Annotated in this window: 8 protein-coding genes; 7 read left to right on the top strand and 1 reads right to left on the bottom strand. The window is 72.5% G+C overall.

Annotation, left to right across the window (positions count from 1 at the left end):
• Window positions 1-13: 13 nt before the first annotated feature.
• On the bottom strand, window positions 14-724 hold the full coding sequence (locus FB558_RS43365; protein ID WP_170231489.1) for a Crp/Fnr family transcriptional regulator: 711 nt from the start codon (window positions 722-724) through the stop codon (window positions 14-16).
• Between the two features lie 230 nt (window positions 725-954).
• On the opposite strand from FB558_RS43365, the gene FB558_RS43360 reads away from it, so the two are divergent.
• From FB558_RS43360 to FB558_RS45765, 7 genes are all read left to right on the top strand, one after another.
• Window positions 955-1,488, top strand: a complete 534-nt coding sequence (locus FB558_RS43360) for a hypothetical protein (protein WP_170231488.1) — start codon at window positions 955-957, stop codon at window positions 1,486-1,488.
• 40 nt (window positions 1,489-1,528) lie between these two features.
• Complete coding sequence (locus FB558_RS23320) at window positions 1,529-1,960, top strand: hypothetical protein (protein ID WP_142056847.1); 432 nt, start codon at window positions 1,529-1,531, stop codon at window positions 1,958-1,960.
• 238 nt (window positions 1,961-2,198) lie between these two features.
• A complete protein-coding gene (gene mads7, locus FB558_RS23315; protein ID WP_142056845.1) occupies window positions 2,199-7,622 on the top strand; it encodes a methylation-associated defense system protein MAD7 in 5,424 nt (1,807 codons plus the stop codon).
• Window positions 7,622-12,997, top strand: coding sequence for a helicase HerA domain-containing protein (locus tag FB558_RS43995; protein ID WP_211366788.1), 5,376 nt, complete (start codon window positions 7,622-7,624; stop codon window positions 12,995-12,997). Before mads7 ends, FB558_RS43995 begins: the two co-directional genes overlap by 1 nt.
• A gap of 201 nt (window positions 12,998-13,198) precedes the next feature.
• Entirely contained in the window at window positions 13,199-14,410 is a 1,212-nt protein-coding gene (locus FB558_RS23305) for a hypothetical protein (protein WP_211366787.1), read from the top strand.
• A 110-nt stretch (window positions 14,411-14,520) separates the two neighbouring features.
• Window positions 14,521-15,618 carry a DNA cytosine methyltransferase gene (locus FB558_RS23300; protein WP_142056843.1) on the top strand — a complete coding sequence of 366 codons (1,098 nt, stop codon included), beginning with the start codon at window positions 14,521-14,523 and terminating at the stop codon, window positions 15,616-15,618.
• A gap of 2 nt (window positions 15,619-15,620) precedes the next feature.
• Window positions 15,621-16,193 carry a very short patch repair endonuclease gene (locus FB558_RS45765; RefSeq protein WP_142056841.1) on the top strand — a complete coding sequence of 191 codons (573 nt, stop codon included), beginning with the start codon at window positions 15,621-15,623 and terminating at the stop codon, window positions 16,191-16,193.
• The last annotated feature ends 34 nt before the right edge of the window (window positions 16,194-16,227 follow it).

Genomic DNA, 16,227 nt, shown 5'->3' with positions numbered 1-16,227 from the left:
GAACTCCGGAGAACTACGGGTTGTCGCGATCCCAGTCCGCGAACTCGGCCAAGCCGGCCAGATCGACGATCAGCACCGCGCGGTAGCGGCGCTCGATGTAGCCGTGGTGTGCGAGGCTGCGCAGTGCGTTCTCGGCGGTGTTGAGGGCCATCCCGACGATCGAGGCGATGTCACGCTGGCTGAGCTCGACGCGGATCGGCTGCTCGTTACCCGAGCCGATCTCGTGGGCAAGATCCGCGAGAACCCGGGCCACACGGGCCGTCGCCCGTCGTGATACGAAGTCGACCCGCCGCCGGTTCGCCCAGTCCAGCCGGTGCGCCTGGGTCCGTACCAGCTCCCACGCCGCCGTCGGATACGTCGTCAGGACGTTCGTCAAGGCGCTCGCCGTGATCACTCCTGCCGTGACTCGTGTCATCGCGACCACCGTTGCACTACGCGGCTCACCGGTGAGTGCGGCCAGTTCTCCGACGATGTCGCCACGACGTCGCACCGCCAACATCGCGTCGATCCCGCTGCTGTCGATGACGTGGACGGCCACGTCGCCGGCGAGGATCAGGTAGGCATGTCGGTCGGTCGCACCTTGGCGAAGGAGCGCGTCCGCCGGTGCGAAACGGCGGACGTGAGCCTGTGCGAGCAGGGCGTCGCGGGGCGCGGGCAGTAGCCGGGCCAAGAGGCTCCCGGCCGGCCAGTTGATAGTTGACCTTCGCACTTCGACATCGTCCACAGCCGCCCCAAGCCCACCCACCCTCGTGAGCTCACCCTGGCACAGTCGGTCGGCGTCGCGCGGGCGTTTCGATGGATCGATGACGACATCGTGGGTACGTGAGGCGAGTGGTGCCCTGGTCCCAGCGTTCGCAATCGTGAACAAGTTCTTCCGTTCGCCCACGAATCGGGTACGAGCCGTGCTCTCCTCGGCAGCGAGGAGGCGGTCAGGCCTTCGGAAGGGCGGAGGGCATGTTCTCGCGGATCGCGGCCGTGCTGCTGGCAGTGCTGCTGACTGCAGTCGTGACGCCAGGGTTGGCATCTGCCGACGTCCCGCTGGGTCCCGCAATCTACACGCCGTGTCCGGCTGGAACGGCCGGAGGTCCGAGCTACCGGGGCGCGGCAGCGCCATACCGATGCTACTCGGCAGTCGTAGATCCGCTCGGGAACACGGTCATCCTCCGGGAGGGACAGTCGGACGGATCTGGTGAGAGCGGATTCGGCTGGCTGCACGCCCTCTACGATCACAACGTCAGCGACACGGCGGTAGAGCGCGTCGTCAGCAGCGCGTACCCGATCAGTGCCCCGAAGGGCCGCGTGCGGTACATCGCGGAGTTGCGCGTCGAGGGTCGCGGGGTCATGGCGATCTGGGTCGAGGTCGATCGCAGCCCTTCGGACAAGGCCCCTGATCAGGAGCCGTTCGGCGTGCTCACCGCTTACTGCAAGGTCCCGAGCAAGGCGAATCTGGAGAACAAGTGTCCTGCCTGGGTCAACGACTCCCTCTGATTCGCGCTCCCGGCCTCGGCGCCGTTGATATCGTCCTCGCGTGGACGCCGCAGAGGTGCAGGTTCTCGCTGAGTTGGTACAGCAGACCTACGCCCCGGAGCGCCTCGAGACGGGCGTGCGCGAGGCGACCATCGTCGAGCTCGCTGACGGATCGCGCGCCGTGGCGCTCCCGCGGAGTCAGATGTTCGAGCCCTACCGCAGCTTGCACCTGGTCGCCGCGGCAGCCCTCGACACCACCCTCGTCATCACGTTCCGCTGGGACGACGGCCACGACGACGGGACGATCTTCGTGATGCCCCTCGACGGGCGAGACGTCACGCTCGATCTCACTGACGAGCGCGCGGTGACCACGTTCCTCGCCCACCATCTCGAGTTCACCCTCGGCGGGCCGCGGGAGAGTTGGGAAGCGGCGCGGAGCACCCCTTTCAGCCGCCGCCTCACCGTGGTGCGCCCGTGGGGTGCGGCGGAGTAGCGCAGAGTGCTGCACGGCGAGGAAGCGCGGCGTAACGCAGCGTCGTCCCTCACCGACTCCTGAATCAGCACGGGCAGGGGGACGGCCGTCACACGCGGACCGCCGCGCCTTCCTGCGACACTCCGGCGCCCCCAGCCGCCGGTGGCAGACGGGATGCGATGACGAACGACGAGGCCGGTGCGCCCCCGGCCGACGGCACAGCCCTGCACGTCCGCGCCCCCGGACGGGAGGCCGGCTGATGGCCAGGTTGCACGTCCTCGCCGACTGGCACGGTCCGGGTGAGGAGAAGGCGGCACGCCGGCTGGCCGAGAGCCTGCCCGAGCAGTGGGACGTCGTCGCCGGACGGAGCGTGCCGAGCGGGATGGGCACGGCCGATCTCGACCTGGTGGTGGTCGGCGAGCGCGCGGTGTTCGTGTGCGAGGAGAAGGCGTGGGGGCCGCACGTCATCACCGGGGAGGTGTCCTGGTACGTCAAAGGCGAGCCCCGACACAACCCGGTCGCCCAGGTCAACCACGCCGCGAAGGTGCTCGCCGGACGGCTGAAGAAGAAGGTGCCGGGCTGGCCGCAGGCGCTGCGGCAGCTGCCGAAGCACGCCCGTCCGGTCTTCGCCCACGTCGTGCTCTCCTACGACGACGTGACGGTGGACGACACCGCCGACCTCGGCGAGCACGTGGTGCTCCGGCTCGCCGACGCCGCGACCGTCCTCACCGCCCTGGACGCCGGCTTCCCTCCGGGAATGGGACAGGTGCGGCAGGCGCTGATCACCTTCCTGCTCGGGTTGCCGCATCCCGACCCCGGGAAGTTGCCGCCGCACATCATGCAGTACGAGGTGCTGGCCGAGCTGCCTCCGCAGGAGAACTCCCGCGTGTTCTCGGCACGCACCCCTGCGGGGGAGCAGGCGCTGCTGACGTGCGTGCCGATCGACGGGGTCGACGACCCGGACCAGGCCAGGAGGCTGGCCCGGCGCGAGCACGACGCGTTGGTCGCGCTGGCCGCGAAGGAGCGCACCGGCCGGGTCCAGGGGTGGTTCGACTGGGACGGCTACCGCGTCACACCGGTGATCGTCGAGGAGCGCGCCAGCCTCGGCCGGCTCGCCCACGCCGCACGCCCGCAGCACGACGCCAGCGGCCGGGTGCCGCCGCGCCAGGGCGTCCCGGTCGTCCGCGACGCCTTCGCCGCGCTGGCCGACGTCCACGAGCTCGAGATCACCCACCGGGCCCTGCAGCTGCGCAGCGTCGAGGTGACCCCGGACGGCCGGGTGCGGTTCCGCGACTTCGGACGCGCCCACCTGCCGTCGGCGGCCACCATCGCCCCGTCCCTCGACGACGACCACCCTTCGGCCGGCTTCCGCCCGCCGGGCGTGCCGCTGGCCTTCCACCAGCCCGCCGACGACGTCTACAGCCTGGCGATGTGCCTGGTGCAGTGGCTGCACGGCGACGCGAGCGACCTGCCCGACCACGATGTCGCGCGGCAGCGCGCCGCCGCGTACCCCGAGGCCGGGCACGTGCTGGCCCGCTGCCTGTCGCCCGACGCCGGGGAGCGCCTCACCGCCACGCAGGCGGTGGAGGCGCTGCGTCCCCCGCCCGAGCCGGTCCCGGACCAGGAGCTGGCCGAGGGCGCGGTGCTCGCGAGCCGCTTCCGGCTGGTGCGCCGGCTCGGCGAAGGCGCCTGGGCCACGACCTGGCTCGCCTACGACGAGAACCTCGACAAGCACCGCACGCTGAAGTTCCTGCGGCCCGACCGTGTGTCCCCGGAGCAGGTCAAGGCCGAGTTCGAGAACGCCTGGCCGCTGCGCAGCCTGCACTGCGCGCGCATGGACGACCGCCTGCCGCACCCGGAGCCCGGCGTCCTGGTGCAGGAGTACGTCCCCGGCCAGACGCTGCACGACCTGGTCGCGGGGAGCCGGCTGCTGGAGCGCGAGGAGGCCCGGCGGATTGCGGTCGATGTCCTCAACGGCCTGGCCGACGCCCACGCCCAGTCGCTGTACCACCGCGACGTCAGCCCCAACAACATCATCGTCCGGGACGACGGCCGCGCGGTGCTGATCGACTTCGGGCTGGCGGCGAAGGCGGACGCCGCCCAGTCGGCCGTGGGCTCGCCGCCGTACACGGCGCCGGAGGTGTGGGCGCGCCGGCAGTGGTCGCCGTCTGCGGACATCTACAGCGCCGCGGCCTCGGTGCTGCAGGCGATGCTTGGTCGGCTCCCGTACGCGGGCGCGGGGCTCGACGAGCGGCGCACGCTCGTCCCGCCCTCGGCCGAGCACGTCCAGCGCTTCGGGCGCGCGCTGCTGGACGCGCTGTACTCGGCCGTCGCCTACGAGCCGGGGGAGCGGCCGCGGGACGCCGCGGCGTTCGCGCAGGTCGTGCTGCGGGCGAGCGACACGGTCGTCGCGTCGGGGCGCCGCGTCGTCAACCCGACGGTCGACGCGCTGCGCGGGCTGTACCGCCACAGCGCGATCGGCAACGCCGGCAACCGCGGCCTGGACGACGGGTTCGCCCGCGACACCTACGCCACCACGCGCCTCGACGCCGAACTCCTGCCCGCCATCGTCGACGGACGGCTCGACGTCGTCGTCCTGTCCGGCAACCCGGGCGACGGCAAGACCTCGTTCCTGGTGCGCGTCGGCGCCGCCCTGGACGAGGCCGGTGCCACCGTGTTGCACGAAGACGCCGCGGGGTGGCGCAAGCGCCTCGGCGGGCGGACCTACGCGGCGGTCTACGACGCGTCCGAGTCGCACGGGAAACTCTCGTCGGACGCTCTGATCAGTCAGGCCGTCGACGAGCCCGGCCCGCGCACGGTGCTGCTGGCCGCCAACGACGGCCGGATCGCGCAGTTCTGCGCCGAGCACGGCGAGCGCTACCCGGAGCTCACCGCCGAGCTCGACCGGCAGCTGCGCGGCGGTGCCCCCGCGGAACCGGACGCCCGGGTGGTGCTCGTCGACCTCAAGCGGCGCGCGCTCGCCCTGCCCGACCTCGACGGTCCCGCGCTGGGCGCCAGCATCCTGTCCTCGCTGACGTCCCTGCACCGCTGGGAGGTCTGCCAGGGCTGCGAGGCCCGCGACGTCTGCCCGATGCGGGCCAACGCCGACCAGCTGCGCTCCGGCCGCGCCCGCCGCGCGGTGTCCGAGCTGCTGCTCACCAGCCACCTGCGGAGGCGCCGCCGGGCCACCGTCCGCGACCTGCGGTCCGCCTTCGGCTGGCTCCTCACCGGCGACACCTCCTGCGAGACCGTGCACGCCGACGTCGAGCAGGGCCTCGACCCGGCGGCCGGACGCCGCGCCTTCGACCTCGCGTTCGCCGCCGAGAGCGGTGACTACCTGGTGCGCGAGTGGGCCGACCTCGACCCGGCCGTCCTGCCCGCACCCGGCGCCGCCCGCGCCGCGCGCAACCGACGCGATCTGGTGCCCGACCTCGCGTCCCTCGACACGGCCGCGATGACCGGGCTGAAGCGCTCGCTGTTCTTCGGTGCCCTGGGACGGGGCCGGTGCGCGCGCCGAGGTGCGCAGCTACCGCTACCTCGACGCCTACCTGGAGGCCCTCGGCGATCCCGCCGCGGCGCTGCCGCGGATGCTGCTCGGGGTGTCGCGGGTGCTGGCCTTCGTCGGCTACCCGGAGGAGGACCGGCTCGCGCTGCGCGATCGCGTGTTCGACGACCCGGCGGTCCGGTCGATCGTCGTGATCAAGGAGCTGCCTGCGGACGAGTTCGCGCTGCGCGCCGCCACCGCGGAGGCGCCGTACGTCGAGTCCTTCCCCGACCAGCTGGAGCTGCGGCACCGCTCCGGGGCCCGGCTGCGGATCACCCTCGACACCGCCGAGCTGCTGTTCCGCTCCGCGGACGGCGAGGTGCTGGGCGACGTCGCGTCGGCCGCGCTGCGCCAGGAGATCGAGGGCTTCGGCAACCGGCTGCGGCTGGAGCCGGCGCGGACCGTCCGCATCGTCGACGGCTCCGGCAGCTCGCTGGTCGCGGGTGTCGCTCCTGGTGGCGTGATCGAGCGGAGGTCGAAGTGAGCATCCCGCTGCCCGCGCCGCTGCGGACCTACCAGTACCGGCCGCTCACGGTGTTCTCCCTGCTGGACACCGACACCGACCGCGTGCTGCCGCAGCTGTTCGAGATGTGCGTGAAGGGCGGCCGGTCCAGCCGTTCGCGGACGGACGCGGCCGACTTCGCCGGCTACCGCGACGCGATGCTGGCGGCTGGGCACGTCCGCGGCTTCACCACCGACGACGACCTCGCCCTGCTGGACGGCTGGCTGCGCTCGTGCGTGGTCGACATGGGCCGGGCCGGGCGGGGCAAGAAGGGCGGTGAGCAGATGCTGGCCGTCGCGCCGCTGACGCTCGCGGCCTACCGCGCAGGACTGCCGAAGGAACGCACCCGGCACCGGGGCGTCGACGACGTCGTCTACGGCCTGCTGCTCGCGGAGCTGGAGCGCCGCGGCGCCGAGCCGAGCGGCGCGGGTTCGGCCCGCGCACAGCTGCGGGAGCTGGTCACGCGGACCGTCGGCCGTGGCCTCGCGATCGGACCCGAGCCGCGGTGGGAGCCGCAGCTGGCCGACGCGGACCGGCTCGACATCGGGGCGCTGCTGGAGTTCCGGTTCGTCGAGGGCTTCGCGATGGCCGACGCCCGCGAGATCGACGCGGCGTCGCCCGACGGCCCGCTCCCGGGTGTGGCCGCGGACCTCGGCGCGATCCTGCTCGCCCACCTGCGCGCCTACGGCGAGCGGCTGCCCGTGCCGTCGCTGATGTCGAGCTTCGCCGCGCTGCTCGCGCTGGGCGTCTTCACGTTCAGCCTGCGTGCCGACGCCGCGGCCCGCGAGCTGCTGCGCACCGGCGAGCGGCCCGCCGACATGGCGACCGGGCCCGCCCCGGCGTCCCCGGTCGAGATCTACTGCGACTTCACCGGCGACCTCGGCTCCGAGTCCGACCGCATGTCGCGGCGCTGCGTCGAGCGCGACCTCGACCGGGTCCGCCTGGCGTTCCGCGACCGCATGGCGTTCGTCGTCGTCGAGCAGGCGCTGCCCCGGATCCCGGGAGAGAACGAGCGCATGGCCGGCCTGAGCCGCGCCGACCAGCTCGTGCACCTGGCGTCGCTGCGCGAGCACCGCCGCGTCGAGACCTACGCGATGGGCCGGATCGACGACATCGTCGCCGAGGCCACCGCGTCGGGCGAGGCCTCGGAGCCGGAGCTGGAGTTCCTGCAGCGGGTGCAGGCGAGCGAGGACGGCGAGCTCGACAAGCTGCTCGACGTCCTGGAGCACGTGAACCAGAGCAGGGCCGTCAGGAACGCCGTCAGCTGGTTCTGGTCCGTCGGCGGGCTGGAGAAGCCGTACGGCGTCCTGCGCGGGTCGACGCGCAGCCGGCGCTCGTGGCGCTACGCCCCCACCGACGAGCTGCTCACCGCCCTGCTGCTCGCCGTGTTCGTGGAGCCCGACGGCGTCAGCACCCGCTCGACGATGCCGCTGCGCGAGGTGCTCGACGCGCTGCGGCACCGCTTCGGGATCCTCATCGACTCCCCGCCCGCGTTCCTCGACGGCGCGGAGGCCCGGGCTGCGGCCACCGCGAACCTCGACGCGTTCACGCTGCGGCTGCAGCTGCTCGGCTGCTTCGACAGCCTCTCCGACGACTTCTCCGTGCAGGTCGTCCGCCACCCACTCGGAGACTCCTGATGGCCGCGCCGACCCTGACCCCGCCGACGGCCCAGCCGCACCTGCCGGAGCAGGTGGTCGCAGTGCTCGCCCGGCTGCTCGCCGCCCGGCTCGACGAGCACGGCGCCGGGCACTGCCTGCGCGTCGACAGCGTCCGGCGCGGGGACGCGGCCCGGCTCGCCACGGCCGTGTCCGCGCTGCTCCCGCCCGGTTCCACGGACGTGCACGTGCTCGCCGACCACCCCGGGCAGGTGGACGGTGCGCTGACCGTCCCGGCCGAGCGCGCGATCGAGCTGCGCAACCGCAAGCAGCGCCGGCTCGTGCTGCTGGTGCCCGTCGGCAGCGGTGTCGCGGCCAGCTCGCTGGACAACAGCTTCGCCCGGATCGACATCACCGCCCTGCTCGCCGAGGCGGGGGAGCAGCTGCTGGGGGAGCTGGCCGGCACCGACGTCGCCGACGGGGTGCGGCGCGTCGCCCGGGAGCTGGGGCGCAGCCGGCCCGTCGAGGCCTGGGCGCGCTACCTCGCGACCGTCGCCGACGACCCGACCTGGACGACCGCGGGCGCCGCGCTCTGGGTCGTCGGGCTGGTCCCCGACCTCGGCGGCCCCGACCTCGTCGGCCGCCTCGCGCGCAACGTCGCCTGCGTGCGGGCGATCTCCCGCCCGAGCCGTGCGGTCGCGTCGGTGGCCGACCGGCTGACCACGGCGGAGCTGCAGGAGGGCGACGCGCGCGACCGGATCACGCGGTACCTCTCGCGCCCGGACGTCGACCTGTCGGACGCGGCGTCGTGGGCGGCGCCGCTCGCGGAGCCGCCCGCCGCACTCGCCTTCGAGCACTGGCCGCTCGTCGAGCGGCGCCCCGTCGACCTGACCAGCCTCCGGCTCGACCCGTTCCTCAAGGACGACGGCACGCTGCGCCCGGGTACGCGCCTGCACCAGGAGAACGCGGGCGACCTTCCGTACGTCGAGACGGGGGAGGGCTCGCCCGGCTCCGTCACGCTGACCTGGCGGACCGACCCGGTGAAGACCGACGCCGTCGACCGCTGGTTGCTCGAGGCACTGCCGCCGGAAGACCTGCGCGAGCTGGACACCGAGCCCCTGGCGAAGCAGACCGTGAAGGGAGACAAGACCCGCGGCACCCTCCGCCTCGACATCGCCGAGGAGGACCTCGCCGACGGGGCGCTGCTCGTCGTCCGGCTGACGGCGCTGGACGCCAACGGCCAGCGCGTCCTGCTGGAGAACGGCGACGAGGCCGTCGACGAGAGCCAGCAGTTCGCCGTCCGCTGGGAGGACGATCCGCTGCCCACCTCGGGCCGCCGTGCGTCCAGCCGTTCGCTGGCACAGGCGCGGCTCGAGGCGGCCCTGGAGGGGCAGGACGACCACCGCGAGAGCGCGCCGCAGTGGGCGGGCGGCAATTTCGAGCTGCGCCTCGGCGGGCGGCGCACGGTCCAGCTCGCTCTGAGCCCCGCACTCGTCGACCTGCAGCGGCGCTCGCTCGCCGAACGCGGTCGGGTGATGGCGTGGGAGGCGGACGGCCGGCTCGGCGAGGTGCTCGACTCGTCCGCGTTCACCCCGCTGGACGGGATCCTGCCGCCCACGTTCGCCGAGCGGCGTCGGCACCTGTTCGGACGGCTGGCCGCACGCAAGCCCCGTGACGTGGTCGAGGCGATTGCGTGGGACGACGAGATGCGTCAGGAGGTGATCAGCTACTGCCAATCCTACCGGCGGGCGCTGGACTCCACGGTGCACCCGGACATCCGCAGCGGGCTGCTCGCCCTCGACACGGTGCGGCTGTCGGTCGACACCGTCGGGCACCCGCCGATCGCCGCGACGCTCGTGCTGCCGCTGCACCCGATGCGGCTGGCCTGGGCGGCCGAGCTGGACGCCACGCTCACCCGTTGGGCCGGCGAGCTGGCGGACGTCGGCCGGGCGACCGCGCGGCGGCGCCAGTCCGTGGACGCCCGACTCGTCCGCCGGGTCACGCCCGCGAACCTGCCGTTCGCCGTGCGCGGCGTGGACGGCCTGCCGTTCGTCTACGTCCGGGAGGCGACGCTCGGCACCGGCGTCTACCTGCACGCCGCCGAGGCCGAGCCGGGCGCCGCGGTGCAGGCCGTCTTCGAGGTGCTCGGCCTGGACCGCCGCGACGTGCCGGCCGATCTTCCGCCGTCCGCCGTCGCCGAGCGGGTGGCGGCCTACCGCGCCGCCAACCCCGGTCAGGACGCGCTGCGCGTACTCGCCTACAACGCCGGCTCAGGGGAGCTCCTGGCGCGGGCGCTGGCCGAGTCGGTGCTCACCGAGACCGACGACGAGGACGGCCTCGCGACCCCGCCGGCCCGGCTCGACCTCACCGCGTACAGCCGCCGGCCCTCGTTCACCGACCCCGTCCCGGCCCTGACCGACCTGCAGCGCACCGTGGCGTCGCAGGAGGTCCGCGGCAGCCGGTCGCACCTCGTCCCGCCGCTCGGGGTGAGCGTGCGCCCGCACGAGCGGCTCGCCACCGACACCGGCGCCGCGCACCTCGGCGTCGTGTCCGACCTGGCGGTCACCGAGCTGCGGGTCGACGGCACGGGCGCGGTAGACGCGGCAGCGTCGTTCCGGAACCTGCTGACCCCCGCCCCGACCCGCCGCGCGGCCGAGGCGCCGGTGTGGCGCACCGCCCCGGCGCTGCGCACGCGCAACCGCGAGGGCGCCGCCGACGTCGTCGAGGCGCACCGCGCCTACCAGACCGCCCTCGGCGCGGCGCTCGAGCAGGGCGAGGGGCTGCCCGCGCTGACCGCCACCCTCGGCGCGGGCGAGCTGGCGTCCCTGCGCACCGCCCACGACCGCGCCGACTGGGTGCTGACCCTCGACCGCAACCTCGGCCTGGACGTCTACACCAGCGGTCCCGAGTACATCCTCGACTACGCCCCCGACTTCCTCGACGGCCTCGGCCCCCGCCTGACCGTCACCACGGCCCACCGTGGCGAGGTCGAGCGGCTGCTCGCCGACGCGATGGGCGGGCTCGACCTGATGGCCGAGGAGAACTCGGTCCGCTCGGTGCTCGACCACCTGCAGGTGGTGTCCGGCCGCCTGGCCCTGCGCCTCGTCGCCCGGTCGAGCCTGGCCACCGAGGCCGTCGGGCTGGCCGTGCTGATGGCGCACCTGCGCGGGCGCGGCGAGCTGGACGGCACGATCGTGGTGCCCGTGGACGCCCACCAGGAGGTCTTCGGCGACCACCGCTCGGGCGACGCGGGCGTGCGGCGGTGCGACGTGCTGCTCGTCCGGACGACGGCGCGGACGGTGCGGATCGACTGCGTGGAGGTCAAGACCCGCCGGGCCACCGCCCTGCCGATGGCGCTCGTGGACGACATGGTCGACCAGCTCGACGCCACCGTCGACATGCTGCACAGCACCTTCTTCCGCACCGACCCCCCGCGCATCGACGCGGAGTTGCAGCGCGCCCGGCTCGGCGGGATCCTGCGGCACCACGCCGACCGGGCCCTCGCCATGGGGCTGCTGGACGACCGGCGGCGGACCGATGTCGAACGGCTGGTCGAGCGGATCGAGGACGGGGCGCTCGTGCCGGAGATCGCGCGGCGCGGGTACGTCGTGAACCTCGGGGATCGGGCCGGGCTGCCGAGCGAGCACCGGGGGGTGCCGATCTACGTCCTGTCCGCCACGGATGTCGGAGCGGCCGGGTTCACGCCGAGTCGGCGGGAGAAGCGGGCAGTCGAGCCGGTCGCCGAGCGGCGGCCGTCGCCGCGGCCGCGGGTGGTTCCGGCCGCACCGGGTCCCGGGACGGGAACGGAAGCGCGGGATGCGGCACGTCCGTCGGCTGACATCGATGCCCCGGGAGCCGAGCCGTCGGACTGGGCGGGCCCCGCAGACCCGCGGCCGGCCCCGGACAGGCGCGGCTCGGCGTCCCGGGTCTCGGACACGACGCCACTGCCCGCGGTGCGGCCCTCGGCGGCATCGACTGGCGCCTCGGACAGTGCGGGGATGCCGCCGTCCGGCCCCGGACGGGCGATCTCCGCCGCGGCCGCGGCGGACCAGCCGCCTGGCGCGTCGAATGCCGCGGCGGTTCGGCCGCCGCAGCCGCCGTCGGGAGCGTCTCCCGCCGGTCGGCCCGCTGAGGACCGGCAAGCCGGGCCTATCGCCGATCCGCCCCGACCCTCCCGGCCCAGCACCGGTTGGGCTTCCGCTGACCAGCTCTCCGGAATTCGGCCGAGCGCCGCCGCGGTTCCGCCTCGGCCGTCCCCGCAGTCCCCACACGGCATTGATCGGGCGCCCGCCGGCCGGTCTTCCACAGATCGGCAGGCCGGCAGACCGAGTGCCGTCCCACCGCGGCCGTCGCCGCACCCCCGAGAGTCTGCGTCGGACTCCGGCACCGAGACGGCGCTGCCGCAGGTGGTCGATGTCGTCCTGGGCCAGGACCGGCACGCCGCCGACGTCCGCTGGCGGATCAGCACCGCCGGCAGCCCGCACCTGTTCGTGCTCGGCATCCCCGGGCAGGGCAAGTCGGTGACGACCCGCCGGATCCTGAACTCGTTCGCCGAACAGGGCCTGCCCGCCCTCGTCCTGGACTTCCACGGCGACATGGCCGCCGCCCCCGCCGGCGGTGCCGCGGTCCTCGACGCTTCTCAAGGCCTCCCGATCTCCCCGTTCGAGCTCGACAACCCCCGTCGCTACCGCGAGACGGCGTGGGAGCTGTCGGAAGTGATCGGCTACGTCTGCGGACTGGGGGAGATCCAGCGCAACGCGGTCTACGAGGGCGTCCGCGCGGTGTACGAGAAGCACGGCTACGGCGGCCTCACCGCCCCGACTGGCCGCCCGACGATGGACGAGCTCGCCGCCGCCGTCGCCGAGGTCGAAGGCACCGGCCGTGGCCGCAACGTCGTCGCTCGCATCCGCCCGCTGAGCGACTTCGGCCTCTTCACCGACGACCCAGGCGAGACCTTCGCCGACCTCCTGCGGCGAGGCCTCGTCCTCGACATCCACAACCTGATGGAGCAGGTCCAGATCGCAGCCGGCGCGTTCGTGCTGCGGAAGGTCTACCGGGAGATGTTCCGGTGGGGCCAGACCGGCCGGCTCCGCCTGGCCGTCGTCCTCGACGAGGCCCACCGCCTGGCCCGTGACGTGACCCTCCCGAAGATCATGAAGGAGGGGCGCAAGTACGGCGTCGCCGTGGTCGTCGCGAGCCAGGGGGTGGACGACTTCCACAAGGACGTGCTGAGCAATGCCGGCACCAAGGTCGCGTTCCGGTGCAACTACCCGCAGAGCCGGACGGTGGCTGGGTTCCTGCGGGGGAGGGATGGGCAGGACATGTCGGCTGCGTTGGAGCAGTTGGCGGTGGGGCAGGCCTACGTGTCGACGCCGGAGCAGGCGGCGGCGCGGAAGGTGTTTATGGCGAAGGACTGAGCCCGACGCAGGCTCGGCCATAATATCGAGCAACTAGCCGACCTGGAGGACGCGTGACGAAGGCGCGGGCCGCAACGAACTCATACTCTTTGGGGCGACTGGCGAGCCATCCCCGGCGAAAAGTAGGTAGTCAGCTCGCCCGTAAAACCGGATTGGAAGCGCCCCCTTTGGTGATAACGACTTGATGGCGAAGGATGTCCCGTGGACGAGTACATCGCAGATCGGGCTTACGCGCCTGTCTACCGGGTCATGAAGGAGCGCGCAGGCTTGGCCGAGCGGCTGTCGGCGGCCGTCGAGAGCGCTGGCGGTCAGGTACTCTATGCAAGCAGGACTGACCGCGCGCCGGTCTACTTCGGAATCGAGACGCCCGGCGGTGAACGCCTCGGCCTGGTCGTTTACCCGTTCACGGCGAATCAGGTCCTGACGAAGAACCGTCCTGTGGACGAGCACCGCCTCCAAATTCGGTACGGCGGTCAACAGTCCTGGACCGAGCGCGCCCATCCCGTAGGGCGTGACCTGGCTGGCGTCGACACGACCCTCGTGTTGGGCGTGCATATCAACATCGACCTGTTCATCGGCCTCGATCCCCAGCTGTACGACCCGTTCCCGATGGGCATCTCGGTGGAGTTCAAGCAGTCCCAGGTCGAGGCCGCGCTGGACAGCGAGCACGGCTGGCACGTGTTCGAGCGCGACAACATCGGCGGCACCCGCCGGGACGCCCCGAGAGCGCGCGACGGCCTAGAGACAATCGTGCTGTTCCGCCCTGAGCGGCTGCTCGACTACGTCCGGCTCGAGCGCACCGCGAGTGATCTCGAGCTGGACCCGTCGTTGCGCTTCACCGCCGCCGTCGACGCCACCCAGCCCGCGCTGCCTGAAGCCAAGACGGTGCCGACCCTGCATGACCTCGAGCAGCAGTTCGACATGAGCAGCGTCGAGATCCTTGAGGTGATCAAGCAGCGGAACAGGCTCGCGGTCGCTGTTCGCGGCGGGGTCGCCGAGCACCACCTCGCGAAGCGCCTCGACGCGCAGGTTGGCGTGGCGGAGGTGGCGTCGCTGGACGAGGACGGCCGCCATGACTTCGACGTGACCCTGGCGGACGGGCGCGTGGTGCGGGTCGAGTGCAAGAACTGCTCGCCGCAGCGCTACGCCAACGGCGACATGAAGGTCGAAGTCCAGAAGACCCGGGCCACCCAGAACGACCCGGCCGGGCGGCTCTACCGTCCCGACCAGTTCGACGTCGTCGCCGCTTGCGTCTACGGCCCGACCGGCGTCTGGACCTTCCGCTACCGCCGCGCCGACCTGCTCGACCGCCACCCCAAGTTCTCTGACCGGCTCGCACCCCTACAGCGCGTCACCAATGCTTGGGTCGACACTCTTGAACAGGCGATGGCTGAGCCCTCGTCAGCCTCCTGACGCCGTCCAGCGATCTCAGCCTCGATGCCGTCGGACCCAGCCGTGGACAACCCGACGCCTGCACGGTGTGGCGATGCGGTGCGCCGCTGCGAGCATGGGACGATGCCTGTGTGGAGTTCCGCGGTCAGGCCATCTCGCTCTTCTCGGGTGCCGGTGGGCTGGACCTCGGCGCCCATGAAGCCGGCTTCGCCGTCCGGGCCGCGGTCGAGCACGACCGCGACGCGGCTGCGACGATGGAGAAGAACTTTGACACCCTGACCCGCCCGGTCATCCAGGAAGACATCCTCGACGTCTCCACCGAGCAGATCCTCGCCGCGGCGAATATGAAGTCTGGGGAGCCGGACCTGCTCATCGGCGGCCCTCCGTGCACTCCGTTTTCGAAGTCGGGGTTCTGGCTGGACTGGAAGCGCGACGGCCTAGACCCCGACGCCAGCCTCCTGCAGTCCTACACCAAGGTGCTGCGCGAGGCGCAGCCTCGGATGTTCATCCTCGAGAACGTCTACGCGCTGACCTTCAAGAACAAGGCCAGCAGCGACCCGTTCAACCGGCTAATGCGCGAGATCAAAGAAGCCGGCTACACCGCGTTCCCGCTCGTGCTCAACGCCGCCGACTTCGGCGTCCCCCAGGCCCGCCCGCGGCTGTTCGTCATGGGCGTCCGCGAGGGCCTGACCCTGCACCCGCACCCACAGCCGACTCACAACGGCAAGTGGGAACGACGCGCTACCGGCACCGCCGACACCCGACCACACGTCACGACCAGCCAGGCCCTCGCCAGCGTCGTGGCCGAGCCCGAGCCGACCGAGACTGTCGCCGGCCGCTACGGCCACCTCCTGCCCGAGATCCCCCCGGGTGACAACTACCTGTACTACACCGAGAAGCGCGGCCATCCCGACCCACAGTTCGGGTGGCGCAAGAGATACTGGTCGTTCCTGCTCAAGCTCGACCCGGCCCGCCCCTCGCCCACGATCCAGGCCCAGCCCGGCCCCTACGTCGGGCCGTTCCACTGGGAGAACCGACGTCTGCGGGTGCCCGAACTCAAGCGGCTGTTCACCTTCCCCGACACCTTCGAGCTGACCGGGTCGCGCAACGCCATCCAGTCCCAGCTCGGCAACTCCGTCCCGCCCTACCTCGCCTACAAGGTCGTCAAGGCCATCGTCGGTGAGGACGATCCCGACGAGATCATGGGCGAGACCACCGTGTTCGAGTAGCGATGCCCGAGACCTGGTCCAGCACGACCGCGGGCAGGCACCTCAGCGGCCGGCGCAAGACCGGCACCGGCCCGGAGCTACTCCTCCGTAAGGCACTCCACGCCGCTGGCGCGCGATTCCGCCTCCACCGACGGATTGCGAAGGGCTGCACCCCCGACATCGTGATGCCAGGCCGGAATATCGCCGTCTTCGTCGATGGCTGCTACTGGCACTCCTGCCCCGCCCACGGCCGCAAGACACCCTTCACCGGCCCGAACGCGCTCCTATGGGAACAGAAGATGGCGCGCAACCGCGAACGTGATGTCCGCTCGTCCGCGCTCGCTACTGAGGCCGGCTGGACAGTGGTCCGAATGTGGGAGTGCAGCATCCGAGCCGACCCAGCATCTGCGGCCAGCTCCGCTCTCGCCGGCGAGTCAACCGCCCCGAGCGGTACCGCTACCCCCGCCCCACGAACTGACCCGCCCGGGCAGCTTGCCTCGTCGAATTCGCCTCATCAGAATAAGGGCGTCTGGAGCGCAGCTTCATACGCGGCCCAACATCGGCGCCCGACGTGGGCAACAGACAGTGCTCGATGAGCCTTGTGCCGCGCGGCACCCACTGGCAGCAGCC

Source organism: Pseudonocardia kunmingensis (genome assembly GCF_006716445.1).
Lineage (GTDB): Bacteria > Actinomycetota > Actinomycetes > Mycobacteriales > Pseudonocardiaceae > Pseudonocardia > Pseudonocardia kunmingensis.
The sequence above is the reverse complement of the archived record's forward strand: the minus strand, read 5'-3'. Positions and strand labels throughout refer to the sequence as shown.